27 protein-coding genes, 2 pseudogenes and 1 riboswitch are annotated in these 21,900 nt (G+C 65.1%); of the genes and pseudogenes, 21 read left to right on the top strand and 8 right to left on the bottom strand.

Going from position 1 to position 21,900, the window contains the following annotated elements:
* Positions 1 to 4: 4 nt before the first annotated feature.
* Together BLW25_RS00625 and BLW25_RS00620 are read right to left on the bottom strand one after the other, a co-directional pair.
* Positions 5 to 1,015 (bottom strand): imelysin family protein, encoded by a 1,011-nt coding sequence (locus BLW25_RS00625; RefSeq protein ID WP_092895423.1) that lies wholly within the window; start codon positions 1,013 to 1,015, stop codon positions 5 to 7.
* The gene (locus BLW25_RS00620) at positions 1,015 to 2,586 is read right to left on the bottom strand and encodes a di-heme oxidoreductase family protein (RefSeq protein ID WP_253188136.1); all 1,572 of its coding nucleotides are present in this window, start codon (positions 2,584 to 2,586) and stop codon (positions 1,015 to 1,017) included. Before BLW25_RS00620 ends, BLW25_RS00625 begins: the two co-directional genes overlap by 1 nt.
* A 381-nt stretch (positions 2,587 to 2,967) precedes the next feature.
* Here BLW25_RS00620 and BLW25_RS00615 point away from each other — a divergent pair, with 381 nt between their 5' ends.
* Positions 2,968 to 3,822, top strand: coding sequence for an alpha/beta hydrolase fold domain-containing protein (locus BLW25_RS00615; RefSeq protein WP_092895421.1), 855 nt, complete (start codon positions 2,968 to 2,970; stop codon positions 3,820 to 3,822).
* Positions 3,823 to 3,859: 37 nt separating this feature from the next.
* On the opposite strand, the gene BLW25_RS00610 is transcribed toward BLW25_RS00615, so the two are convergent.
* Entirely contained in the window at positions 3,860 to 4,258 is a 399-nt protein-coding gene (locus tag BLW25_RS00610; RefSeq protein WP_092895419.1) for a MerR family transcriptional regulator, read from the bottom strand.
* Positions 4,259 to 4,424: 166 nt separating this feature from the next.
* Here BLW25_RS00610 and BLW25_RS00605 point away from each other — a divergent pair, with 166 nt between their 5' ends.
* From BLW25_RS00605 to BLW25_RS00590, 4 genes are all read left to right on the top strand, one after another.
* Positions 4,425 to 4,904 carry a PaaI family thioesterase gene (locus BLW25_RS00605; RefSeq protein ID WP_092895417.1) on the top strand — a complete coding sequence of 160 codons (480 nt, stop codon included), beginning with the start codon at positions 4,425 to 4,427 and terminating at the stop codon, positions 4,902 to 4,904.
* Positions 4,901 to 5,359 carry a PaaI family thioesterase gene (locus BLW25_RS00600; protein ID WP_092895415.1) on the top strand — a complete coding sequence of 153 codons (459 nt, stop codon included), beginning with the start codon at positions 4,901 to 4,903 and terminating at the stop codon, positions 5,357 to 5,359. The genes BLW25_RS00605 and BLW25_RS00600 overlap by 4 nt, the downstream gene beginning before the upstream one ends.
* Before the next feature lie 108 nt (positions 5,360 to 5,467).
* On the top strand, positions 5,468 to 5,923 hold the full coding sequence (locus tag BLW25_RS00595; protein WP_092895413.1) for a universal stress protein: 456 nt from the start codon (positions 5,468 to 5,470) through the stop codon (positions 5,921 to 5,923).
* A gap of 178 nt (positions 5,924 to 6,101) precedes the next feature.
* Positions 6,102 to 7,976, top strand: coding sequence for a S1C family serine protease (locus BLW25_RS00590; protein WP_092895411.1), 1,875 nt, complete (start codon positions 6,102 to 6,104; stop codon positions 7,974 to 7,976).
* A gap of 97 nt (positions 7,977 to 8,073) precedes the next feature.
* On the opposite strand, the gene BLW25_RS00585 is transcribed toward BLW25_RS00590, so the two are convergent.
* A complete protein-coding gene (locus tag BLW25_RS00585) occupies positions 8,074 to 8,631 on the bottom strand; it encodes a manganese efflux pump MntP (protein WP_092895409.1) in 558 nt (185 codons plus the stop codon).
* A gap of 58 nt (positions 8,632 to 8,689) precedes the next feature.
* A riboswitch (yybP-ykoY riboswitch) is annotated at positions 8,690 to 8,820 on the bottom strand.
* 165 nt (positions 8,821 to 8,985) lie between these two features.
* Here BLW25_RS00585 and BLW25_RS00580 point away from each other — a divergent pair.
* From BLW25_RS00580 to BLW25_RS25460, 7 genes and pseudogenes are all read left to right on the top strand, one after another.
* A complete protein-coding gene (locus BLW25_RS00580; RefSeq protein ID WP_092895407.1) occupies positions 8,986 to 9,408 on the top strand; it encodes a diacylglycerol kinase in 423 nt (140 codons plus the stop codon).
* Positions 9,409 to 9,557: 149 nt separating this feature from the next.
* The gene (locus BLW25_RS24170; RefSeq protein ID WP_171909437.1) at positions 9,558 to 9,722 is read left to right on the top strand and encodes a hypothetical protein; all 165 of its coding nucleotides are present in this window, start codon (positions 9,558 to 9,560) and stop codon (positions 9,720 to 9,722) included.
* A 145-nt stretch (positions 9,723 to 9,867) separates the two neighbouring features.
* Entirely contained in the window at positions 9,868 to 10,431 is a 564-nt protein-coding gene (locus tag BLW25_RS00575; RefSeq protein ID WP_092895405.1) for a NifU family protein, read from the top strand.
* Positions 10,432 to 10,452: 21 nt separating this feature from the next.
* The gene (gene tsaB / locus BLW25_RS00570) at positions 10,453 to 11,187 is read left to right on the top strand and encodes a tRNA (adenosine(37)-N6)-threonylcarbamoyltransferase complex dimerization subunit type 1 TsaB (RefSeq protein WP_092895403.1); all 735 of its coding nucleotides are present in this window, start codon (positions 10,453 to 10,455) and stop codon (positions 11,185 to 11,187) included.
* A gap of 16 nt (positions 11,188 to 11,203) precedes the next feature.
* Positions 11,204 to 11,665: a ribosomal protein S18-alanine N-acetyltransferase gene (rimI, locus tag BLW25_RS00565; RefSeq protein WP_253188134.1), complete on the top strand. Its 462-nt coding sequence runs from the start codon at positions 11,204 to 11,206 to the stop codon at positions 11,663 to 11,665.
* A gap of 165 nt (positions 11,666 to 11,830) precedes the next feature.
* Positions 11,831 to 12,532, top strand: coding sequence for a BMP family ABC transporter substrate-binding protein (locus BLW25_RS00560; RefSeq protein ID WP_253188126.1), 702 nt, complete (start codon positions 11,831 to 11,833; stop codon positions 12,530 to 12,532).
* A gap of 210 nt (positions 12,533 to 12,742) precedes the next feature.
* A pseudogene (locus tag BLW25_RS25460) lies at positions 12,743 to 13,084 on the top strand (ATP-binding cassette domain-containing protein); the annotation flags it as partial.
* A gap of 401 nt (positions 13,085 to 13,485) precedes the next feature.
* Here the strand turns inward: BLW25_RS25460 and BLW25_RS25455 are convergent.
* The gene (locus tag BLW25_RS25455; RefSeq protein ID WP_394328416.1) at positions 13,486 to 13,764 is read right to left on the bottom strand and encodes a hypothetical protein; all 279 of its coding nucleotides are present in this window, start codon (positions 13,762 to 13,764) and stop codon (positions 13,486 to 13,488) included.
* Positions 13,765 to 13,938: 174 nt separating this feature from the next.
* Complete coding sequence (locus BLW25_RS00550) at positions 13,939 to 14,172, bottom strand: hypothetical protein (RefSeq protein WP_092895397.1); 234 nt, start codon at positions 14,170 to 14,172, stop codon at positions 13,939 to 13,941.
* Between the two features lie 96 nt (positions 14,173 to 14,268).
* Between BLW25_RS00550 and BLW25_RS25450 the strand changes: the two are divergent.
* The 5 genes and pseudogenes from BLW25_RS25450 to BLW25_RS00525 form a co-directional block, all read left to right on the top strand.
* Positions 14,269 to 14,928 (top strand): annotated as a pseudogene (locus BLW25_RS25450) (ABC transporter permease); the annotation flags it as partial.
* A gap of 86 nt (positions 14,929 to 15,014) precedes the next feature.
* Positions 15,015 to 15,245: a nucleoside phosphorylase-I family protein gene (locus BLW25_RS00540; protein ID WP_092895393.1), complete on the top strand. Its 231-nt coding sequence runs from the start codon at positions 15,015 to 15,017 to the stop codon at positions 15,243 to 15,245.
* Between the two features lie 24 nt (positions 15,246 to 15,269).
* The gene (locus BLW25_RS00535) at positions 15,270 to 15,464 is read left to right on the top strand and encodes a phosphorylase family protein (protein WP_092895391.1); all 195 of its coding nucleotides are present in this window, start codon (positions 15,270 to 15,272) and stop codon (positions 15,462 to 15,464) included.
* 85 nt (positions 15,465 to 15,549) lie between these two features.
* Entirely contained in the window at positions 15,550 to 16,470 is a 921-nt protein-coding gene (locus BLW25_RS00530) for a sulfite exporter TauE/SafE family protein (RefSeq protein WP_092895389.1), read from the top strand.
* Positions 16,467 to 17,318: a TIGR02186 family protein gene (locus BLW25_RS00525; RefSeq protein ID WP_092895387.1), complete on the top strand. Its 852-nt coding sequence runs from the start codon at positions 16,467 to 16,469 to the stop codon at positions 17,316 to 17,318. The genes BLW25_RS00530 and BLW25_RS00525 overlap by 4 nt, the downstream gene beginning before the upstream one ends.
* A gap of 3 nt (positions 17,319 to 17,321) precedes the next feature.
* Here BLW25_RS00525 and BLW25_RS00520 read toward each other — a convergent pair whose 3' ends face one another.
* Positions 17,322 to 17,807, bottom strand: a complete 486-nt coding sequence (locus BLW25_RS00520) for a VOC family protein (protein ID WP_092895385.1) — start codon at positions 17,805 to 17,807, stop codon at positions 17,322 to 17,324.
* 213 nt (positions 17,808 to 18,020) lie between these two features.
* Here BLW25_RS00520 and BLW25_RS00515 point away from each other — a divergent pair, with 213 nt between their 5' ends.
* The gene (locus BLW25_RS00515) at positions 18,021 to 18,482 is read left to right on the top strand and encodes a hypothetical protein (RefSeq protein WP_092895383.1); all 462 of its coding nucleotides are present in this window, start codon (positions 18,021 to 18,023) and stop codon (positions 18,480 to 18,482) included.
* Positions 18,483 to 18,579: 97 nt separating this feature from the next.
* Here the strand turns inward: BLW25_RS00515 and BLW25_RS00510 are convergent, their stop codons facing one another.
* Positions 18,580 to 18,840, bottom strand: a complete 261-nt coding sequence (locus BLW25_RS00510) for an accessory factor UbiK family protein (RefSeq protein ID WP_092901214.1) — start codon at positions 18,838 to 18,840, stop codon at positions 18,580 to 18,582.
* Between the two features lie 219 nt (positions 18,841 to 19,059).
* Between BLW25_RS00510 and lgt the strand changes: the two genes are divergently transcribed.
* The 3 genes from lgt to pgeF are packed head-to-tail and all read left to right on the top strand — an operon-like array spanning position 19,060 to position 21,816.
* On the top strand, positions 19,060 to 19,965 hold the full coding sequence (gene lgt, locus BLW25_RS00505) for a prolipoprotein diacylglyceryl transferase (RefSeq protein ID WP_092895381.1): 906 nt from the start codon (positions 19,060 to 19,062) through the stop codon (positions 19,963 to 19,965).
* Positions 19,962 to 21,065 carry a class I SAM-dependent methyltransferase gene (locus BLW25_RS00500; RefSeq protein WP_092901211.1) on the top strand — a complete coding sequence of 368 codons (1,104 nt, stop codon included), beginning with the start codon at positions 19,962 to 19,964 and terminating at the stop codon, positions 21,063 to 21,065. The genes lgt and BLW25_RS00500 overlap by 4 nt, the downstream gene beginning before the upstream one ends.
* Entirely contained in the window at positions 21,058 to 21,816 is a 759-nt protein-coding gene (gene pgeF, locus BLW25_RS00495; RefSeq protein ID WP_092895379.1) for a peptidoglycan editing factor PgeF, read from the top strand. The genes BLW25_RS00500 and pgeF overlap by 8 nt, the downstream gene beginning before the upstream one ends.
* Positions 21,817 to 21,900: the final 84 nt, after the last annotated feature.

The raw sequence follows: 21,900 nt of genomic DNA, 5'->3' as shown, positions 1-21,900 counted from the left end.
TCTGTCAGTCTCCATCCTGCGAATTGAAGCCAAGCCCGACGCCCAGCGCCGGTGCCATCTCGGAAAGTGCGATGGCGCGGGCAGAGCGCACTAGGCGCTGCACCTCAAGGATCTTCTCGCGCCGTTCGGGATCGGAGACCCCCGCCAGCTCCGGCTCGTCCAGCTTGCCAGCCGCGACAATCGCCCGGTCCATCGCAGCGATTGTGCCGGCAGCATCGGGTTCAAGCGCAGCCGTCAGACGGCGGATGGCCTGCAATTCCAAAAGGATGTTGCGGGTTGCCCGTCCCGAGGCGCGGGCCTCGGCGCGTTCCGGGCGCGGCTTGTCTTCTTCGCCAAGCGGACGGCCAAGCCGTTGATCCGCAATGAATTCAAGCCCCCCCATCAGCTGGGTAAAGACGGCCTGAAGCGCCTCGTTCCGGGTGAGAAACCGGGTATTGCCATCACTGCCCGCGCGCAGCAGCAGCTGCGCAAAGCCCTGATCCCCGGTCCAGCCTGCATCCAGAACCGAAGCCAGCCGCGCGAGGTCTTTCACCGTGGCCCGGAGCAGCGGACAGGGGTCGGCCGCGGGCGGCTCGCCCGGGTATAACAGGCGCTCCAGCCCCGTAAGCCCGCGTGCCGCCACCGATTGTTTCGCGAAAAGCTCTGGCTCGAGACTCGCCGGGTCACCCAGCAAAAGCCCGCGTTGCGCCTTGGCGCCGAGGCCCTTCGGATCAGGCCAGAACCGGATCGCCAGCGCCGTTCCGCCTTCTTCCGAAGGGCCGAAATGCAGCCAGGACACCGCCATCCACGCGTCAAACGCCTTGTTGAACGCAGGTCGCAAGGTGGTCGGGTCACATTGGCCCCCGCTCTCGGCGAAATGGCTCTCGGTCTGTTCCTCAAGCGCGGTGGTCGCTTTGGCGAAAGTGGCAAAACCCGGCAGCATGACGGTATCGACCGCCTGGCTCAGATCGGCCAGAGCGGGGCCGGCGCCACAGATCAGGGCCAGAGCAAAACCGAAAGGGCGAAAACGCGACATCACAGGCTCTCCAGAAAGGCGATCAGGGCTTCACGGTCTTCGGTCGGCAGCGCAATCACGGCATCACGCTGCGCCTCGGCCTCGCCGCCATGCCAGAGCACGGCTTCGAGCAGCGAGCGCGCCCGGCCATCATGGAGGAAATTCGTATGGCCGGAAACCTGTTCGGTCAGCCCGATCCCCCAGAGCGGCGGCGTGCGCCATTCACGCCCGGTGGCGCGGCCCTCGGGGCGGTCATCGGCCAGCCCCTCGCCCATGTCATGCAGTAAAAGATCGGTATAGGGCCAGATCAGCTGAAAGCTTTGCTCGGGCTGATCCTTCAGGCGGCTGGTCACGAATTTCGGGTTGTGGCAGCCGATGCAGTTCAGCCCGTAAAACACCTCTTTGCCACGCAGGACCTGGGGGTTATCGACATTCCGGCGCTCGGGGACGGCGAGGTTGCGCGAATAGAAGGTCACAAGATCAAGGCTTTGCGCATCGACCTCCAGCCCGTCCCGCACGCCCGGCTCCTGGCCATGCGGCGCCTCGCGGCAGGCGGCCTGCGCCGGTGTGCAATCCCCCCAAGGCTCGGGGACCAGCGGCGTCGACAGCCCCATATCACCGGAAAACGCATCGGCGGATTGCTGGCGGATGGTCGGCGTGCCAGCCTTGAGGCCAAAGCGCCCCAGCATCGGCACATTGAATTCCTGCGAGGGCACGATCGAGATACGCCCCGAGATCCCGTCGCCATCAGCATCGTCAGGATCGGCCAGCGCAATGATATCGGCGGCCGGAATCGCCTCCAACAGCCCAAGGCCGATCATCTGCGGCGCGACACGGGGCGAGATCATCAGATCCTTGTGAAAAGCGCCAAAGCCAGGGTTCGAGATGGTGTAAGCGGGCTTTCGCAGCGACACGACCATGCCATCGGCCAGCGTCACCGGGGTCTCGGCCCAGGCAATATCCATCCGGCCCTCGGCCGGCAGACCGGGCACCGCGAAATCCTGCAGCTGCCCGCCATAGACCGGGTCAGGCAGCGTCGCGATCCATTCGGCAATCCCCATCGGCGCCTCGCCCCCGGGGACAGACAGGCGCAGAAACATCGAAACCCGCGCCTCTTCATCCGTGGCGGGCGGATGGCCACGCCCGTCTTTCAGATGGCAATCCTGACACCCCCGTGCATTGTAAAGCGGCCCCAGCCCGTCCGACGCCTTTGTCGAAGACGGCGCCGAGACCCAGGTCTTGCGAAACAGCGCATTGCCGAGCTTGAAATCCATCTCGCGCTCAAAGGGCATATTACCCGAGAGGATGGAAAACGCATCCGCATTGGGCCTGACGCGCACGGTCGCGGCGCCGCCCTGCATCAGTTCGAACCCTTCGGGTCTGGTGAAATCGGTGGTGGGCGCGATGACCCGGGCGATCCGGGCGGTTTCGGCTTTGGTGCGGGCAATCACCGGCAGATGCCGGTCGTCCAGATTTCTTTCGTCCTGCAGATGGTCGCCCGGATCCGGCGCAGCCGCCTCCTGCGCGCGGGCGGGCGGGACGGCGGTCATCAGGAGGAGAATAAGGGCAGGCGCGAACCGGAGGCGTAACATGAGAAACTTCCCTGAGCCCTCCTTGCCTGATCCTTTTCCCCGTGTCTTTCAATCGGAAAAAAACAGACCTGCAGCGGGGGCACGACCGCCTGTCGCGCCCTGGTCCGGCTCCGGTCGAGGGTCTTCCCCCCACCTCTGCCCCCCGGCTCAGACCGGGGCGCAGGTTCTCCTGCGTCAGGGACGCGCTGGCAGGCCAGACTTCGGCGGGCCGGGTCTCAGCAATCTTATGGCGTTCCATCGCACCACCGCGCTGCCCCTGTGACTGCACGGTTTTACATGCCCTGCCCTGCAGCAAAGTCAGACTGTCGAAAACGCGCGGGCGTGCTAGGTTCCCGGTAACGCCTTCGGCACAGCCGTGCCAGGGGCCAGGAAAGGCAGATCATGGCGACACATTCCGATCCTGACTGGATCAACGGTCCGGTTGCGGCGCTGCGGGCCTGGCGGGATACGCGGCCAGATGTGCTGGCGCCGGTCCTGCCCGATGCTGTGACACTGCATGACCTCGCGCCGGAGGGGGGCTGCCCGGGCGGGCTGGTCTTCACGCCCCCGGCATCCGGCGCCGGGGAAGAGGCCGCGCCGATTGTCTATTTTCATGGTGGTGGCTTTATAACCGGCTCGCCCTGGACCCATCGCATCGTGACCGCCTGGATCGCACAGGAGACCGGCGCGCAGGTGATCTCGGTCGCATGGCGCCTCGCGCCCGAACATCCGTTTCCCGCCCAGGCCCAGGATGCGGTTGCAAGCCTGCGGCGGCAGCTGACAGGCGCGCGACAGCTGCGGCTGATGGGCGACAGCGCGGGCGGCCTGGTGGCGCTCTGGGCCTTTGCCGGGCTGACAGCGGCGGAACGCGCCCGCATTGCCGATGTCACGCTGTTTTATCCGGGGGCCGGGCCGGGCATGCCGCCTGCTCCGGAAAACGCAGCACATGAGTCCGATGGGCTGGGGCCGAAATCGCTGGCCTCCTATCACCGCCACCTGGATCCGCAGGCGCTGATTGCCGGGGATCCACGCCATGACCCGCTGGCACCGGGCTTCCCCCTCCCTCCGGGCCTGACCATCCTGGGCGCAGGCATCGACCCGGTTTTGCGCGACGGCGAAGCCCTGGCACGCGCATTACAGGGCAGGCTGGTGCTGGCCGACGGGCTCGATCACGGCTTTCTGGGCGGGCTGCCCGCAGACCCCGCGCGCGACTGGTTGCGCAAGGCCCTCGGCCTTGCGGAGGGGGGCCGGGGGTGATGGGCCGGGGGACCATATCGCCCGCCCCCTGCCCCTCTCAGTCTTCCGCGTCTGCGCCTTCATCCCGCGCCATTTCCGCAACCGCCGTTTCGCGCAGGGCGTGCAGATCTGAAATGGTCCGGTCCAGCGCCTCGCGCTGCCGCGTCAGTTCCAGCAGCTGACGATCCGCCATGCCGAGCCAGGCCTCCAGCTGCGACCGCTCGCCCTTGTGACCATAGATCAGCAGCCATTGCCGGATCTCTTCCAGCGAAAAGCCGAACCGCCGCCCACGCAGGATCAGCTTCATCCGCGCCACCTCGCGCGCTGTGTAAAACCGCGCGCGGCCCTCGCGTTCCGGGGCCAGCAATTCGATATATTCGTAATAGCGGAGCGTGCGCGGCGTGACGTCGAATTTCGCGCACATCTCCTTGAAACTGATCCGAATCTGATCCGGCATAAGGCCCTCCGCCCGGCAGATCGTAGGGTGCGCCGGGCCGAATTGGCAAGCCTTCCGCGGCCAGGGGCACGACGGCACCATGAGAATCACTGACGCTGCGTCATCCCGGGGCTGAACGCGCCGCCCGGCTCTTGCAACACCCAGCCAGAGCGGTTTGATACGAGCCATGCAAGAGACCGGCCCCCACACAGCTTCCGACACACTCGCCATCGCGCGCCGATTTATCGAGGCGCTGCCTCATGCAAGGGCGCTGAGGCTCCGGATGGAAGAGATCGGCGGCGGAATAGCGGTGATTTCGATGCCCTGGGACGCAGGGCTGATCGGCGATCCGGCCACCGGGGTCATCCATGGCGGCGCGGTTTCGGCGCTGATGGATACAGCATCGGGTGCGGCGGTAATGGCGCATCCGGCCGGGCCGCGCTCGACCGCGACGCTGGATCTGCGGATCGACTATATGCGCCCCGCAACACCGGGCCAGGCGATCCGCGCCCGCGCCGAATGCCACCATGTCACCCGTTCGGTCGCCTTCGTGCGCGTCACCGCCTGGGATGATGACAGCACGCGCCCGGTCGCCATGGCCACAGGCGCCTTTACCTTCGAACGGGGCGACGACGTGGCCCGCACCCTGCCGGATGATCCGCGATGACCAGTGAATATGCGCCTCTCCTTGAGACAATCGTGGCCCGGATCCCCTATCTGGGCTTTCTTGGCATCCGTTTCGACACTGCCGGGGCAGAACTGACCGCCGTCCTGCCCTACCGCGATGATCTGATCGGCAATCCGCTGATCCCGGCGCTGCATGGCGGGGTCACGGCGGCCTTTCTTGAGGTGACCGCGATCACCGGCCTTGTCTGGAATGCGCTGCACCAGGGCCGGATCCAGCCGGCTTCCCTTACCGCCGACACCCTGCCCGCTTTGCCTAAAACCATTGATATCACGGTGGATTACCTGCGCCCGGGCCAGCCGCGCGATGCCTTTGCCCGCGCCCGCATCAACCGTTCAGGGCGCCGCTATGCCTCGGTCCATGTCGAAGCCTGGCAGGAGGACGCCCAGCGGCTTTTTGCCCAGGGCACCGGGCATTTCCTGATGCGCGAGGGCTGAGGCGCCCTCTGGCCTTATCCCGGCTTTACCCGACAATCACGACAGAGACGCTTGCCATTTCCCCCGCTGCCGTTCCAGAATTGCTCCATCCAAGCAGGAGAATATCGGATGCGGAAATTCCTGGTTGTGCTGGATGACAGCCGCGAATGCCTCAATGCCATGCGATACGCGGCGCTCCGGGCCGCCCATACCGGTGGCGGTGTGACGATCCTTTCGATCATCCCGCCCGAGGAGTTCCAGCATTGGATGGGCGTTGCCGATCTGATGCGGGCCGAAGCGCGCGAGCGGATCGAGGCGCATTTCGAGGTCTTTGCCAAATGGATGCGCGACAAACAGGGCGTGACCCCTGAACTGGTGATCCGCGAAGGCGATGCCGTGACCGAGATCCTTGCCCAGATGCGCGAAGATCCGGAAACCGGCGTCCTGGTGCTGGGCGCAGGAACCGACAAATCCGGCCCGGGCCCGCTGGTCACCGCGATGAGCCGCAATTCGGGCAGCCTGCCGACCCCGATCACCATCGTGCCCGGCGATATGTCGAAAGAAACGCTTGAAAAAATCACCTGAGCGATTCGCGCACCCTGCAGGCCTGAGGCACAGAACTGCCCCCGGAAAGGCTGCTCCCTGCGTGATCACATCAGGAGATCATGACCGCGAAAGGTGCCGAAACGCCTTTGCTTCGCGCCGGTTTCAGGGCAGCATGGCGTAAAATACCTCCCCTCAGCCGTTGCCGGAGTGCTTTGCGATGCGCTTGCCCTTGATTTCCCTCCGGGCCCCGATCTCCCTCCGGTTTCTGCTGGTCGCGGCCCTTCTGCCGGTTCTGATGTTTGTTCACCTGCCGGGGATGGCGCGCGCGCAGTCCTGGCTGGAACAGCCCTTCGATGCCGCGACCCTGAGCCGCGAAGACACCGCGACCCTCCAGGCCTCGCTGGCCTGGACCGGTGATTTCTTCGGCGTGATTGACGGGATCTGGACCCCTCAGTCCCAGGAGGCCTTTGTGAAATACGCGACCCGCACTGCGGGGCGCGAGACGGTGCCCCGGTTCAGCGATATCAAAGATCTCGTGATGTTTCTGGAAGATGAACGCGTCAGGAATGACTGGCAGCTGAACTATTCGCGCATCGCCAATACCTCTTACCTCTTCCCGTTCGGGCTGATCGAAGAGGTCAAAGATGCCAAAGAGATGGAATATCTCTCAAAGGACAAAAGCATCTCGCTGATCATCCGCGAAGGTAAACTGGCCGATGCGAAATCCGATCATGACTGGTTTCTCGGCAAGGCGCGGGCGGACACCAAGCCCTATCAGTTCTCCAATGACCAGACGATGATCAGCTGGGTCGATCTCGACAATAAGATGACCGCCTATATCCGCTCTGACCTGCATGACGGGCTGTGGAGCACGATGAATTTCGTGACCACGGAAGATGGATATTTCCGTGTCAATCTGCTGGCCGGGAGCACAGTGACCGGCAATGCCAGCGCGGCGTCCCTGATCTGGACCCCGGGCGGCGTGATCGACCAGGTGATTAACGGCACCGCAGCGGCTGCGCCGCCCACCGCAGCCGCAGCCGCCGCACCGCGCGCTGAAGATCAGGTGGAGCGCCCGGGCAAATCTGCCGTGACCTCGCCAACCATGCCGGACTCAATCCCCGCGATGCCGCCCGAAGCCTCGCACCCGACCCCGCCGAAAGACATTCCGGGCGATCTGGTCGAAGATCTGCCGCCCGCAAGCGATGCGCCGGCCAGCGGGATCCTTGGTACCCCGGCGCCCGGAACCGCAACCGCCGATGCAGGGCCAGCCCCTGGCGGGCTGGGTACCCCGGCCCCGGCTCTGCCCGATGCGCCCGATCCCGGCACGGCCATTGCCTCCGGCCCGGCGGAACTGGGCACCGCACCCGGCGGCCCGGCGCCGATCCGTGCACCCGAAGGACAGCCCGCCACGCCTGCCGGTGGCCCAAAGGTCGCAGCCGTGGCCGAGACCCCGCGCCCCAAGATCGATGGCACGCTGAAAAGCTCGGGCACCGGCTTCTATATCGCGCCGACCACGCTGGTCACCGCCGCCCATGTGATCGAGGGCTGTTCCGCCATCGGCATGGCCGACGGCACCGCGCTTGAAGTGCTGGCCGCCGATACCACGCTGGATGTGGCAGTGCTGGGCGGCGCGGTCGATACCGGGGCCTGGCTGAAGCTCTCGGCGCTGGAGGTTCCGAAACTGGGCGAGACGGTCACGACGCTCGGCTACCCCTATTCCACCAGCCTCGACCAGGGGCTGACGGTGACCTCGGGCAATGTCTCGGCCCTGCGCGGAGCGGATGGCTCGTCGAACCGGGTGATGATCTCGGCGCCGGTACAGCCCGGCAATTCCGGCGGCCCGCTTCTGAACAAAAAGGGCGCGGTGATCGGGGTGGTGGTAAGCCGCGTCGATGACATCGCCATGCTCGAGGAAACCGGTACCCTGCCGCAGAATATGAATTTCGCGGTGCCGTCCGGGCCGCTCCTGACCTTCCTTGCCAGGGAACGCATCTCGCGGCCGCAGGGCGAAGGCGTGCGCGGCGATCTGTCGGCAGAGCTGCCCGAGGCCTTTGCTGCCGCCGTGGTGCCGGTGCGGTGTTACCGCTGAGCCGCAAGGCTCAGCGACCAGGCGCAAAACGGGCCCCCGGGGCCCGTTTTCATTTTGACAGACATCAGTTCAATCGCGGTGCCGGCGCGGGCAGCACTCAACCCGTCAGATGTTCAAAAAGGATCAGCCCGCCCATCGCGATCAGAGCAAGGCCGCCAAATGTCTCCATCACCCGGCCAAAGCTGCGGCCGAGCCAGCGACCGGCGAGGACGCCCGAGGCGCTCATCACCATCGTGGTGAAGCCGATGGCTGCGGCGATGACAAAGATATTCGCCTCCAGCAGCGCCAGCGACACGCCCACGGCCATCGCGTCAATCGAAGTACCGATGGCCGTCAGCACGGTCGCGCGCAGCCCAGGCGCGGGCGCCGCCTCATCTCTCGCGCGCGACAGCGCCTGGAACAGCATATGCGCGCCCACCGCCCCCAGAAGCGCGAAGGCGATCCAGTGATCCACTGCCTGAACCCAGGTGCTCGCCGCCATGCCAAGCCCCCAGCCGATCAGCGGGGTGACCATCTCGACCACGCCGAAAATCGCACCCGTCTTCACGGCGCGCATCAGCCCCGGCCGCTGTTCCCCCGCGCCGCGCCCGAGCGAGGCGATAAAAGCATCAACAGACATTGAAACGGCAAGAATGCCGATGGTGAAGGGGGACATGCGGGTCTCCTGTCCTTTGGATCCGGCAGCGTGACGCCGGGATTGTGAACGGGCCCGAAGCCCGGAGCACGGTCTTGCATGACCCGGTTGACCCGGGCCGGACGCACCACGCCCGGGCATCCCCAGGGGCGAGAGTGTTGATACGCCCCTGCCATCACCTGGCAGTCGCTACTCCCCGATGCGGGCCAGATAGGTGCGTCACGATAAAAAGTAAAGTAAAATCATTATGTTACAATGAAACTCATTTGCATCTGGGCCACCATAGCCGTCGCGGCGGGTGGACAATCCCGGTCATAAAAGCCAGCATCCGACGAAATCCCCGGGGCTCTAAGTCACATTGAAAGGCGACTGCCTATGACCAGCCAGCAGGTACCGCAGGGCGGCGCCATAAAGCCGCCGCACCAGAAACCATCGCGCAAAACGGGGGTGGCGCACCTTCTGGCGGCAGCGACCTATTCCGCCGCCGGGTTCCGCCGGCTTTTGCGCGAAAGCGCCTTTCGCCAGGAACTGACCATCGGGCTGATCGTGCTTGCCGGCCTCGCACTCTGGGGGGTGGACCTCGCCAGGCTGCTCGGCTTTGCGATTTTCCTTCTGGTGCTGACCGCGGTCGAGGCGCTGAACACCGCGCTTGAGGTTCTGGTCGACCATCTGTCCCCGGACTGGTCTGAATTTGCCCGCGATGCCAAGGATCTGGGCTCGCTCGCGGTCGGGGCGACGCTGATTGCGACCGCGCTTTATCTTGTCTGGGTGGTGCTCGGCCAGACCGGCCTTATCTGAACCGGCCCCGCCTGAACCGATCTGGCGGCTGACGCAGGGGAAGACATGACGCAGATGCAACCCCGCCCTGCGGAAGCGGCGGGTTTTCTGCAGCGCAGCATCGGCCTATATTTCCGGCGGGAGGCGACAATTACCAAAGGATGCACGACATGTCTGTGCAACGCCCCGTCGATATTCTGAAAGCGGTCCTCGTGCCGCAGGATCCGGCCCAGACCTATTATACCCCGCCCAGCCAGAAACCGGCCCCGGTGCAGCTTTCGCGCCTCAATGCGCTGGACGAGATGTATGCCTATTTCGGCTCGGACCGCGCCTGAAATATGCGCGGCCATGCGGGCGGTCCGGCACCGGGCACGCCCTCAGCGCCGCATTCCGCGCTCTGCAGGATTTTTACACGCGGGCGCGCAGTTGACTTGTGGTCCCGCCGGCCCCATATCCGGCTGATACAGTCGGAGAAGCACCATGTTCATCCAGACCGAATCCACTCCGAATCCGGCGACGCTGAAATTCCTGCCCGGCCTGACCGTGCTTGAACTTGGGACCGCGGATTTCCCCAATGCCGAAGCGGCGGCCAAATCGCCGCTGGCGCGGCGTATTTTTGCGGCGGGCGGCGTGACCGGGGTATTCCTCGGGTCTGATTTCGTGACCGTCACCAAGGCCGATCAGATCGAATGGCCCCATATCAAGCCGCAGATCCTTGGCGCGATCATGGAGCATTTCCAGTCCGGCCAGGCCGTGATCGACGGCGAAGGTCCTGGCGACGGCCATGCTGCCAATTTCGACAGCGCGGATGAGGGCATCGTAAGCCAGATCAAGGAATTGCTGGACACGCGCGTGCGCCCGGCAGTGGCCCAGGATGGCGGCGACATCACCTTCCACGGCTTTGACCGGGGCGTGGTCTACCTGCATATGCAGGGCGCCTGCGCCGGCTGCCCCTCTTCGACCCTCACCCTCAAAATGGGGATCGAGAACCTGCTGCGCCATTACATCCCGGAAGTCACCGAGGTCCGCCCGGTCGCGGCCTGATCCGCGTCCGGCATTTCCCAGATGGCTGAGGCGCGTTTTCCTCTGTTGGCTTTCGACACATCGGCCGCGCATTGCGCGGCCGCTCTGGTTACACCGCAGGGGCTCTTCACCCGCTTTGAACCGATGCAAAAGGGCCAGGCCGAGCGGCTGATGCCGATGCTCGAAGAGCTTCTCGCCGAGGCCGGCCTGCCCTGGGCGCATCTGGCCGCGCTGGCGGTGGGGGTTGGCCCGGGAAATTTCACCGGAATACGCATTGCGGTCGCCGCCGCGCGCGGGCTGGCGCTTGGGCTTGACCTGCCGCAGACCGGTGTCACCAGTTTCGAGATGATGCGCGACCCCGCCCATCCCCATTCGCATCCGGCCGAACTTGTGAGCCTCCCCGCCCCGCGCGGCGAGGCCTATGTCCAGCCTTTCCGCTATGGCGCAGCCCAGGCCGCACCCCGGCTGGTCGACCCCGCCTGCCCGCCCGCCGACCTTGCGATGCCGGGGCGGATGCAGGTCACCGGCCACCGCGCCGATGAAATCGCAGCGCCTTTCGCGGGCCGCGCCCTCACCTGCGAGCTGGAGAATATTCCCGGCAGGCTGGCACAGGTTGCCGTGTGGAAATTTGCCTGTGGCCTGGCACAGAACGCGCGCCCGGCACCGCTTTATGTCCGCCCCCCCGATGCAGCGCCACCCTCTGACCCGCCGCCGGTGATACTTGATGCCGACCGCCCGGAGACCACGGATCGCGCCCCCCTTGATGCGGATGTCTGAGGCCGGCGCCCCGGATATGCCAGCCGCCCTGGCCGAATGCCTCGCGCGGATCCATGCCGCCTCTTTCACCATGCCACGCCCCTGGAGCGCGGCGGAGATCGCGGGGCTTCTCTCCCGGCCACATGTCTTCCTTCTGACCGAAGCGCGGGAACAGGAGCCCGCGGGCTTCCTGATTGGCTCTGCCATTGCGGGCGAGGCCGAGCTTCTGACATTGGCCGTCCATCCCCGGCACCGCCGTCAGGGTCTTGGCGAATGCCTCGTCGCGCGTTTTCTGGCCGAGGCCGGCGCCCGCAACGCAAGCTCCCAGTTTCTCGAGGTCGCAGCCGATAATGCCCCGGCCATCGCCCTTTACACCCGCGTCGGCTTCCACGAGGCCGGCCGCCGCCGGAACTATTACCACGGCCCCAGGGGAAACCACGTCGATGCGCTGGTTCTCGCACGCGGGGCTGACGCCTGCCACCAGGCGAGGGCCAGGTAACGGCCGGGAAAGCGCCCGGGCCAGGTCCCAGTACCGGGATGACGAAAATCAGGCGGCGCTCCGGTCGCACCGAAGAAAGCTCTTCGCAAAAAGCGCTGTTTAAGCCCAAAGAAAATCCGGAGAAAATCATGATCCCGGCAACCCGCCTTGCCCCATGAAACGGCAGTGACCGCGCCTGTTACCGGAATCGCCGCCAGCACCTCCCTGGCAGACCACGCGCTGATCTTCGATCTCGGCGGCAAATTCGACAAAAGCTTCACCGAGGACGCCTGTAATGGCGCCGGGCGCCTGAAAGCCGAAACCGGTCGCACCTGCCAGAACCTGGAGATGCGCGAAGAGGCCCGGCGCGAACACTCGCTGCGCCGCATAGCCGAGAATGGCACCAATCAGGTGGGGGCGCGCATGCCAGATCAGATCGCCCGCGATTTCCCCGATACGAGAATCGTCACCATTGACGGCTGCGCCGATCCGGCGCTGAACCCGAATGTGCTCCCGATCAATTTCCGCGAGGAAGCGGGTTCGGATCTGACCGGAATGCTCGCGGCGCAGGCCTCGAAAACCGGAACGGTGGGCTTTGTCGGCGGCATGTATGTCGCGCTGATCCGGGCCTTCGGCTATGGCTTTACTCAAGGGGCGAAGACGGTGAACCCGGATATCAAAATCGTCTCCCCTAAGACCGGCGATCCTCCGGATGCCTGGAACGACCCGGTCAAGGGCCCGAAAGCTCAGGGCGCCGATGTTATCTTCGCCGCCGCCGGCCAGACCGGGCCCGGCACTTTTCAGGCCGCAGCGGCGACAATCATCGCGGGCGATCTGAAAGTCCATGACTACCGTTCGGACAATACCTGCCCCGCCGCGCCACTCTGAACAGGCCAGGGCGGATGCCGGGCGACGCAATCGGGCGCCACATGGGGGGGCCCGGGGGTCTTACCCCCCCGGCCTCCGCCACATATCCTCCGGCCATCGGCCTGCGTTGTATCTTGAAAAGCTTCGGCCTGGTCCGCGCTAATGACGTGATCAGTTTTTCCGTCCCGAAAGGCATGATCCACGGCATCATCGGCGAAAGCCGGCGCCGGAAAATCGACGCTGTTGTCGATCCTTTACGGTTTTTATCGCCCCGATCAGGGCGAAATCCTGATCCATGGCCGACCGACCGCCCTCCCCGACAGCATGAGCGCGATCCGCGCCGGCATCGACATGGTCTTCCAGCATTTCAAGCTGGTGCAGAACGTCACCACCCTGGGAAATGCCGCCCCCGGCGCCAAAAACGGCCCGCTGCTTCGCCGCTCGCTCCGTCCTGCCCGCGACAGCCTCGCTGCACTCGCGTGCGAATACGGGCCTGAGGTCCATGCCAACGCGCTGATCGAAGGCTTCTCGCTCGGCCATCAGCAGTGGGTCGAGATCCTCAAAGCCCTCTGACGCAGCGCCCAGATCCCGCTCCCCGATGAACCGACCGGCGTCCTCCCCCTGGCAAAGGCCGACCTTCCTTTCCGCATTCTCAAATGGGTGCGCGATCAGGGCAGACCCCTCCTCCTGATCACCCGTAAGCTGCGCCATATCATAGACGTCACTTACACAGTCATGCGGCGCGGCCGCCTTGTCGCCACGCTCCGCACCCCGCGGACCACCCCGCCCGGTTCGCCGAGCTGATGGTCGGGCACAAAGAGCTGCTGGAAACCGGCAAGACGCCGGCGAGATCCCCGGCATCAAAGGCTTGGCTGGCAACGGGCGATCGGAACTCCTGTCAATTCTTGGCGACATGACCCGCCCCGGCGAAAAGGTCTCCGGCCACCTCACCCTGAGGGGCCGGGACCTGCCCCTCACCGGTCGCGTCGCAGATGGCAAAAGCCGGCGCGCCTGCGAGATCGGCCTGGGCGCGCGGCATTCTCACCGACAGTCAGGCGATCCGGGATAATACGGCCCGCAAGATGCGGAGCCGGGATATCCGCCCGCCGATCCATACCCTTGCCACCACAAGCTTTTCCGGCGGGAAGCAACAAAAGCTCTCCATCGCCCGCGAGTTCGAACAGGATCCCGCTATCCTCCTGATCGGCATGACCACGCGCGGCGTCGTTATCGACGCCATCGAATTCATCCACAAACAGATCATATCCCTGCGCGTTCAGGGCAAGGCGACCCTGCAGCCACATCCGAGAGCGAAATCGGCTGACTGGTGGCTGGCATTGCCCCCGCCCGCACCCCAGAGCAGACCCAGCCGGAACAAGCGGCAGAGGCGCGCTGATGACCGCCTCCGGCTGAGGCCATACGCTGTTTTACACCACGAGATCCATCTTCACCGGCCTTGCTGCGACCGTGTTTTCATGCCGGGCTCTCTCTATCCCCTGGCCGCGCTGGACGCCGGCGCTGCTCGGCGCCTCGCCCGCTGTGGCGGCATTTGGCGCCGCCTGGATCGCGATCTCCGCCTGGCTCCAGGCGAAACGCGGCAGTCCTATCGTGATCACCACGATCGTGTTCAACTGTATCGCGGCCAGCTTACTCACGTTCATGCTGGCCGATGTGCTTGGGGGCCATTGGCGCACAATAGCCGTCCAGCGCGCGTTTCCCGGCTGAAACCGCCCTGACAGGGTTCAACCGGATCCCCGGGCTTGACCGTCTTTTCCCGCGCGCGAGGTGTCTTCGGCCAGGGCGGGCGCATACCGCAACTGGCCGGAGACGCGCGGTTCAGCCCCGTGACCCTGCCCTTCAGCGATACACTGCGCGACCTCCCCGGCATCGGCCCCTTCTATGCCGAAGTCATCCCGGGCCATGCCGATCTCGTCTATCTCGCCTTCGCCATCTCGCCGTTGACCTGATGGCTCATGTATCGCACCCTTTACGGGCTCCGCCTGCGCGCGTAGGGCGAAAACCCGGCGGCCATCGATACCGCGGGCGTCTCGGTCATACTGCTGCGTTATTCGGCGCTGATGGTCACCGGCATCCCTTGCGGCCTTGCCGGCACTTACATGTCCGCCGCGCCTCGGGCCGGGTTCGGGCGCGACATGACCGTCGGGCGCGGCTCTATCGCGCTGGCCGCACTGATCTTCGCGAAATGGCGCCCGGTCGCCGCCCGCTGGGCCTGCCTTCTCTTCGGCTTTTTCCAGGCCCTGCGCTGCGCCCCGATATCGTAACGGCACTCATCCTGACCTGCGTCCCCGGTCCGATCCTAGATGCCCTGCCCTACATCCTGACCGCCCTCGCGCGGGCTTTATCTGCAAAGCCACTCCGCCCGCGCCGGCGGCGAGCCCTATGTGCAAGAACGCTGAGCCTCTTTCATCTGTCCTTAAATATCCTCCGGGGGTCCGGGGGGCGAAGCGCCCCCGGCTTGCCCGGCCATCACGGAACACCCGCCATGACCACTGCCACCGACTTCATCCGCGCCTGTTCAGGCGACGTCCCGATCCACTTCGGCCAGATCTTCGGCTCGGGCCTCGGCCATCTCGCCCATGCGGTTGATGGCCCCGCAATCCCCTATGCCGACCTGCCCGGCTTCCAGCATGTCTCCGTCTCGGGCCATAAGCCGCATCGCCATATTGGCACGCCGGAGGGTATCCGCGTCGCGGTCTTTGCGCGCGAGCATTGAGAAGAGAACGGCAACGCAGCCGCGATGCGCGCTGACCTGAATACCCTGCGCGATCCTGTCGCAACCGATCTGATCGTGACGAATGCCGCCGGCAGCCTGCGACCCGAAATCCCGCCCGGGGATCAGATGCTCCTTTCCGATCACATCAAGGCCATGGCCCCGACAGGTGCGGCAAAACTGGAACGGATCCCGCGCCGTTACCTTTGTGATCCCGCGTGAGGCGAAAGCCGGTTTGACTTCCTGGCGCAGGCGGGCAAACCTGCGCCAGGACTTCCCCTGCTGATCCGGCCTGGCCTCTTTTGCAATGCAGCTCTACCTCCCCATCGCCGAGGTCTCGGTCAATATTTTCCTGCTCTTCGGGATCGGCGGCATCGTGGGCTTTCTTTCGGGAATGTTCGGGGTTGGCGGCGGCTTTCTGATCACCCCCCTGTTGTTCTTCATCGGCGTGCCGCCTGCGGTGGCGGTGGCGACCGGCGCGAACCAGGTCGTGGCCTCTTCGGTCTCGGGTGTGCTGGCGCAGATGAAGCGCAAAGCGGTCGATTTCCGCATGGGAACCGTGCTGCTGGCGGGCGGTTTCATCGGCTCGGCCATCGGGATCTGGGTCTTTGCGCTGATGCAGTCACTGGGCCAGGTCGATCTGTTCGTGCAGATCTCTTATGTCGTTTTCCTTGGCTTCATCGGGGCGACGATGTTGCAGGAAAGCCTGCGCGCCCTATTGCGCACCCGTGGCGGCAAAGTGCAGATCCGCCGCGCCCATACCCATTCCTGGGCGCATGGCCTGCCGTTCAAGATGAAATTCCGCGCCTCGGGCCTTTATATTTCGGTGATCCCGCCAATGGCAATCGGCGCTTTCACCGGCTTTCTGGCCGCGATCATGGGGGTGGGCGGTGGCTTCATCCTGGTGCCGGCGATGATTTACCTGCTGGGGATGCCCACCAAGGTCGTGATCGGCACTTCGCTTTTCCAGATCATCTTCGTCTCGGCCTTTACCACCATCATGCATTCGGTCACCTCGCAGACCGTCGATATGATGCTGGCGCTGGTGCTGATCCTTGGCGGCGTGATCGGGGCGCAGATCGGCAGCCGTGTCGGGGTCTATCTCAAGGCCGAACAGCTGCGGGTCCTTTTGTCGCTGCTCGTCGTTGCGGTCGCGCTCAGGATTGCGGTTGATCTGCTGCTCCGCCCGGTCGAGCTGTATTCGGTGATGCCCGGGGTGCTGCCATGAGGCGGCTTACCCTGATCGCCGCGCTGATCCTCACAGGCCCTGCTCTGGCGCAGGACGCCGCGCCGGATGCGGTACAGGACGCCCCGACCGAGACAATCGTCTCGGGCCTGAGCCAGAACCGCGTCTCGATCACCGCAAATTTCGATGGCGACGAGATCCTCGTCTATGGCGCCGTCCGGCGCGACGCGCCGGCGCCACAGGGGCGGCTCGATGTGATCGTGACCGCCGAGGGCCCCTCGGGCCCGGTCACCGTCAGGCGCAAGGAACGCACCGCAGGCATCTGGATCAACCGCGACTCTGTCAATATTTCCAGCGCGCCCAGCTTCTACGCCGTGGCCACCACCGGCAAGCTCGACGAGATCCTGAGCGCCGAGGAGAACCGCAAACATGCGATCTCCATCGACCAGCTGGTGCATCTTGAAGCCGCCGATGCCGCGACCGAGGCCTGGGTCGCCCGGGGCGGCGACCCGGATACGATGCCGCTTTTCCCGATCCTTCTGGCCGAGGGCGAATTCATCCGCTCGATGATCCGGGTGCGCACCAATGAGGGGCGCTACCGGATGCTGGAAAACCGTGTCCAGCTGTCAGAACAGACGCTGTTTCGCGCCGATCTCACATTGCCCTCGAACCTGACCGAAGGCGTCTACCGGGTGCGGATGTTCCTCTTGCGCGATGGCAAGGTCATCGCCAACCACGAACGCTGGATCCGGGTGCGCAAAGAGGGGCTGGAACGTATGGTCTTCAACCTCTCGCGCGAGCAGCCATTGTTTTACGGCCTGCTGTCGCTGGCGATTGCCGCCTTTGCCGGCTGGGCCGCTTCAGCCGCGACCCGGCTGATCCGGCGCTAGGGTTCAGTCAGCCTCCGCCAGAAGTTTCGCGGTATCGAGGCGGCGGGTGGTCATCATCAGCCCGCCCTTCTCGTCATGCGGCCAGTCGGCCTCGGGGCGGTCCCAGTAAAGCTCCACGCCATTGCCATCCGGGTCATCCAGGTAAAGCGCCTCGCTCACCCCATGATCCGAAGCGCCGGTCAGCGGATAGCCCGCCTCGCTCAGGCGTTTGAGCGCATTGGCCAGCGCCTTGCGATCCGGATAGAGAAAGGCCGAATGGTAGAGACCCACCGTCCCCGGGCCCGGGCGCGTGCCGCCAAGCGATTCCCAGGTGTTCAGCCCGATATGGTGGTGATAGCCGCCTGCCGACAAGAATGCCGCCTGGGTGCCGTAACGTTGGGTGACTTCGAAGCCCAGAACACCGGAGTAAAAGCCAATTGCACGGTCAAGATCCGAGACCTTGAGATGCACATGGCCCACGCGGGTCGCGGGATGGATCGGGGTCGTCATGAGATCGCTCTCCCTTCTCACGAAAATGTTTCCCCTCTCAGATAGAGATGCTCCGGCCCTGCTAAAACAGCGATTCCCGCACCGGATCTGTGCAGGGATCGCTGAATTGTGAAGAAAGACCGGCGGGCAAAGCCGGCGGGTCAGGAAACCCGCCCTGTTCGCATCCCCCGGCGCGGCGCAATAGTCAGGTGGCAACTCTGTGAGGTTACCCAGATGAAACGCATCTTCCTGGCCGCCGCTGTCACACTCGGCCTTGGCGCAACGGCGGCGCTCGCCGATGGCAAAGTCTATATCACGCTGCCCGATATGTCGGGGATCGCGCAGGATCCGGTCGCGGCTGACCAGCTGCTTTCAGATATGCAAAACACCCTCGTCCTCAGCCAGAACTGCCCGGAGGCGAGCCTTTCGGATGAGGAACATTCGCTGCTGACCGACGGCTTCGACCTTTTGGCCTATGGCGAACTGAAGCTGGATACCGACGGGATCATCGCGAAATACGAGACGCCGGCCTTTGATCTTCTGGACAACAGCACGCGCGCCTGCAGCGAAGAGCCAGAGCTGAAAGCGCGCACGATTGCGACGCTGATCAGGGCCGGCGGCGATCTGACACCGCTGCCCGATCAGGAAAAAGCCTATCTCGACTGGCGCGCGCTGATGGATCAGATCCGCCCCTGACGCCGCCTGCCCGAAACAACAAAGGCACCGGAGCGATCCGGTGCCTTTTACATTTCCCACACCTGACGGTGGGTAAAGGCTCAGGGGGAATCCGGGGTTACTTCGCCTTTACGCCGCCCGATGCCGCCTCAAGCGCCGCGATCCGGGCCGAGAGCGCCTCATTCTCTTCGCGCGCCTTTTGCGCCATCAGCCGCACCGCGTCGAATTCCTCGCGGGTGACGAAGTCGCGCCCGGCCATCCAGCGGTCGACCATGCTTTTCATCGCGGTTTCGGCTTCGGTCCGCGCGCCCTGGGCCACGCCCATGGCATTGGTCATGAGCTGGCTCATATCGTCGAGGAATTTGTTGCGGCTCTGCATCTCGGCCATCCCTTGTCGTCAGCCCCGGGGGGTCCGGGTCGCTTTGACCCTATATGCGCGCCCGCACGCCTGTTCACAAGTGTTGAGGCCCCGGTTGCGGCGCGGCCCTTGCAGTTGACTTCATCCCCTGCCCGCAAGACAAGCGTCTCACGTAAAAGCGTCACATGACAAGCATCTCGGGCCAGGCGGTTGCGCCCCGGCCGCCAGCAGGAGCGCAGGATGATCCCTTTCCCGAATCTCTCCCCTGACATTTTTTCGGTCGAGCTGTTCGGCATGAGTTTCGCCCTGCGCTGGTATGCGGTCGCCTATATTGCCGGGCTGCTGCTGGGCTGGTTTCTGGTGACAAAGGCCGTGAAAACCGCGCGGCTCTGGGCGCCGGGCACCGCGCCGATGACATCGGAACAGGTAGAGCGCCTGCTGACCTGGGTGATCCTTGGCGTGATCATCGGCGGGCGGCTGGGCTATGTGCTGTTCTACCAGCCCGGGCGCTATCTTTCGCCCGAGAATTTCATGGCCGATCCGATGGCCGCGCTCAGGCTCTGGGATGGCGGGATGTCCTTCCATGGCGGGTTCCTGGGGGTCGCAGTGGCCGGGCTGATCTTTGCCCGGCGCGAAGGCCTCGCGCCGCTCTCGGTCGGGGATCTTTTCGCCTATGCCGTGACGCCGGGCCTGCTATTCGGGCGGCTTGCGAATTTCATCAATGCCGAGCTCTGGGGCCGGCAGACCGATCTGCCCTGGGGCGTAATCTTCCCCGGCGAGGCGGCACAGAACTGCCCCGGCGTGATCACCCTTTGCGCGCGCCATCCAAGCCAGCTTTACGAGGCGGCGCTTGAAGGGCTGCTGCTCGGCGCCCTGATTTTCTGGCTGGTCTGGAAACGCGGCTGGCTGCGCTTTCCGGGCCGGATCATGGGCGTGTTCATCGCGGGCTATGGGCTTGCGCGGTTCCTTGTCGAATTCGTCCGCCAGCCCGATGCGCAATTCGTCGGGCCGGACAATCTGCTGGGCCTTGCCTTCCATATCAACGGCTGGGGGCTGACCATGGGCCAGGCCTTGTCGCTGCCGATGATCCTGATCGGGTTGTGGTTTGCCCTGCGCAGATCCGGGGCGCAGACGGTCGCACCGTGACGCCGCTGGCAGAGCTGATCGCCGCCCGCATCCGCGCCAGCGGACCGGTCAGCCTTGCCGAATATATGGCCGACTGCCTCATGCATCCGCGTTTTGGCTATTACGCCACCCGCGACCCTTTCGGCCAGGCCGGAGACTTCACCACCGCCCCCGAAATCAGCCAGATGTTTGGGGAATTGCTGGGGCTGTGCCTCGCGCAATCCTGGCTGGATCAGGGCGCGCCTGCGCGCTTTACCCTGGCCGAATGCGGGCCGGGGCGTGGCACGCTGATGGCCGATGTCCTGCGCGCCACCGCCCGCGTGCCGGGGTTCCACGCCGCCGCCGATCTGGTGCTGGTAGAGACCTCCGCGACCCTGCGCGGCATCCAGGCGAAGACCCTTGCCGGGCATCAGCCGCGCTGGCTGTCTCTGGTGCAGGATCTGCCCGAGGCGCCGCTGTTTCTTCTGGCCAATGAGTTTTTTGACGCGCTGCCGATCCGCCAGTTCACCCGTCAGAGCGGCGGCTGGGCGGAAACCATGGTCGGCCTTTCGGATGAAGCGCTGACCCCCGGCCGCGCGCCGCCCGGCCCGCTGGCCGCGCTTGATCACCGTCAGGATATCGCCGAAGGCCGCATCGTCGAGATCTGCCCTGCCGCCGCTCCGATCATGGCTGAAATCTCGGGCCGCATCGGCCGCCATGGCGGGCTGGCGCTGATCGTCGATTACGGGGACTGGCAGAGCCTTGGCGATACATTCCAGGCCATGCGCGACCATGCCTATGTCGACCCCTTTGCCACACCCGGCGAGGCCGATCTGACCGCCCATGTCGATTTCGCGGCGCTGGCCCGGGCGGCTTTGCCCGCCGCAGCCTCTTATACGACCCAGGGCGCGCTTTTGACCGCGCTTGGCATCGGGGCCCGGGCTCAGCAACTTGCCGCCCATCCGATTGCTGCACGCAATGACCCGCTTGCCGCCGCACGCCGCTTGACCGATCCCGCAGAAATGGGGACCTTGTTCAAAGCCCTTGCCATCCATCCGGCCGGATCGCCGCCCCCTGCGGGATTTCCGATCGGGAACACCATGGACCAAAGCGCTGCCAGGGGAGGCAGAGACGATGCTTGAAATCATCACCTCCGGGGCGATCCCGCAGCGTCACGGCTTTTTCACCCGCAAGGGCGGCGCCTCTTCGGGGATCTTCGCCGGGCTGAATTGCGGCTTCGGCTCCACCGACCAAGCGGAAATCGTGGCGATCAATCGTGCCCGCGTGGCCGAGGCGATGGGGGTCGGGGCCGATGGGCTGCTCTCGGTGCATCAGGTCCATTCCCCCGATGTGGTGACAGTGACCGCGCCCCCCGGCGGCTCGGTCGAACGCCCGCGAGCCGATGCGATGGTGACCCGTCTGCCAGGCGTCGCGCTGTCGGTGCTGACCGCGGATTGCCAGCCGGTGCTGTTTTCCGACCCCGAGGGCGGCGTGATTGGCGCGGCCCATGCCGGCTGGCGCGGTGCCATGACTGGCGTGCTTGAGGCGACTGTTGACGCGATGGAGGCCATCGGGGCCAGCCGCACGCGGATCCGCGCGGTCATCGGCCCGACCATCAGTCAGGCGGCCTATGAGGTCACGGAAGATTTCCTGCAGAATTTCCTCGCCGAAGATCCGGAAAATGGCCGTTTCTTCGCCAATGGCCAGAACGGGCGCTATCAGTTCGACCTGCCGGCCTACGGGTTGCACCGGCTGCGCGGCGCCGGAATCGGCCATGCCGAATGGGTACGGCACTGCACTTATGGCGACCCGGATCGCTTCTTTTCCTACCGCCGCACGACCCATGCCGGCGAGGCTGATTATGGCCGGCTGATCGCCTCTATCCGGCTTTGACCGGGCGAGCGACAGCAATCCGGAAACAATGCGCCCGATTTTGACGCATTTCGTCCCGCCTGGAAATGACCACAATTTCAGATC

Source organism: Rhodobacter sp. 24-YEA-8, from assembly GCF_900105075.1.
Lineage (GTDB): Bacteria > Pseudomonadota > Alphaproteobacteria > Rhodobacterales > Rhodobacteraceae > Pseudogemmobacter.
This window is presented reverse-complemented; position numbering and strand designations above follow the sequence as displayed.

What these genes read in the sequence shown, in the direction of transcription:
- BLW25_RS00585 (WP_092895409.1), bottom strand. Translation starts at nt 8,631, where the DNA reads ATGTCCCCCTTCACCATCGGCATTCTTGCCGTTTCAATGTCTGTTGAT.
- BLW25_RS00590 (WP_092895411.1), top strand. Translation starts at nt 6,102, where the DNA reads ATGCGCTTGCCCTTGATTTCCCTCCGGGCCCCGATCTCCCTCCGGTTT.
- BLW25_RS00605 (WP_092895417.1), top strand. Translation starts at nt 4,425, where the DNA reads ATGCAAGAGACCGGCCCCCACACAGCTTCCGACACACTCGCCATCGCG.
- BLW25_RS00580 (WP_092895407.1), top strand. Translation starts at nt 8,986, where the DNA reads ATGACCAGCCAGCAGGTACCGCAGGGCGGCGCCATAAAGCCGCCGCAC.
- BLW25_RS00620 (WP_253188136.1), bottom strand. Translation starts at nt 2,586, where the DNA reads ATGTTACGCCTCCGGTTCGCGCCTGCCCTTATTCTCCTCCTGATGACC.
- BLW25_RS00535 (WP_092895391.1), top strand. Translation starts at nt 15,270, where the DNA reads ATGCGCGCTGACCTGAATACCCTGCGCGATCCTGTCGCAACCGATCTG.
- BLW25_RS00510 (WP_092901214.1), bottom strand. Translation starts at nt 18,840, where the DNA reads ATGCAGAGCCGCAACAAATTCCTCGACGATATGAGCCAGCTCATGACC.
- BLW25_RS00595 (WP_092895413.1), top strand. Translation starts at nt 5,468, where the DNA reads ATGCGGAAATTCCTGGTTGTGCTGGATGACAGCCGCGAATGCCTCAAT.
- BLW25_RS00525 (WP_092895387.1), top strand. Translation starts at nt 16,467, where the DNA reads ATGAGGCGGCTTACCCTGATCGCCGCGCTGATCCTCACAGGCCCTGCT.
- BLW25_RS24170 (WP_171909437.1), top strand. Translation starts at nt 9,558, where the DNA reads ATGTCTGTGCAACGCCCCGTCGATATTCTGAAAGCGGTCCTCGTGCCG.
- tsaB (WP_092895403.1), top strand. Translation starts at nt 10,453, where the DNA reads ATGGCTGAGGCGCGTTTTCCTCTGTTGGCTTTCGACACATCGGCCGCG.
- BLW25_RS00610 (WP_092895419.1), bottom strand. Translation starts at nt 4,258, where the DNA reads ATGCCGGATCAGATTCGGATCAGTTTCAAGGAGATGTGCGCGAAATTC.
- BLW25_RS00530 (WP_092895389.1), top strand. Translation starts at nt 15,550, where the DNA reads ATGCAGCTCTACCTCCCCATCGCCGAGGTCTCGGTCAATATTTTCCTG.
- BLW25_RS00615 (WP_092895421.1), top strand. Translation starts at nt 2,968, where the DNA reads ATGGCGACACATTCCGATCCTGACTGGATCAACGGTCCGGTTGCGGCG.
- BLW25_RS00625 (WP_092895423.1), bottom strand. Translation starts at nt 1,015, where the DNA reads ATGTCGCGTTTTCGCCCTTTCGGTTTTGCTCTGGCCCTGATCTGTGGC.
- BLW25_RS00600 (WP_092895415.1), top strand. Translation starts at nt 4,901, where the DNA reads ATGACCAGTGAATATGCGCCTCTCCTTGAGACAATCGTGGCCCGGATC.
- BLW25_RS00515 (WP_092895383.1), top strand. Translation starts at nt 18,021, where the DNA reads ATGAAACGCATCTTCCTGGCCGCCGCTGTCACACTCGGCCTTGGCGCA.
- BLW25_RS00575 (WP_092895405.1), top strand. Translation starts at nt 9,868, where the DNA reads ATGTTCATCCAGACCGAATCCACTCCGAATCCGGCGACGCTGAAATTC.
- BLW25_RS00540 (WP_092895393.1), top strand. Translation starts at nt 15,015, where the DNA reads ATGACCACTGCCACCGACTTCATCCGCGCCTGTTCAGGCGACGTCCCG.
- BLW25_RS00550 (WP_092895397.1), bottom strand. Translation starts at nt 14,172, where the DNA reads ATGAACGTGAGTAAGCTGGCCGCGATACAGTTGAACACGATCGTGGTG.
- lgt (WP_092895381.1), top strand. Translation starts at nt 19,060, where the DNA reads ATGATCCCTTTCCCGAATCTCTCCCCTGACATTTTTTCGGTCGAGCTG.
- rimI (WP_253188134.1), top strand. Translation starts at nt 11,204, where the DNA reads ATGCCAGCCGCCCTGGCCGAATGCCTCGCGCGGATCCATGCCGCCTCT.
- BLW25_RS00520 (WP_092895385.1), bottom strand. Translation starts at nt 17,807, where the DNA reads ATGACGACCCCGATCCATCCCGCGACCCGCGTGGGCCATGTGCATCTC.
- pgeF (WP_092895379.1), top strand. Translation starts at nt 21,058, where the DNA reads ATGCTTGAAATCATCACCTCCGGGGCGATCCCGCAGCGTCACGGCTTT.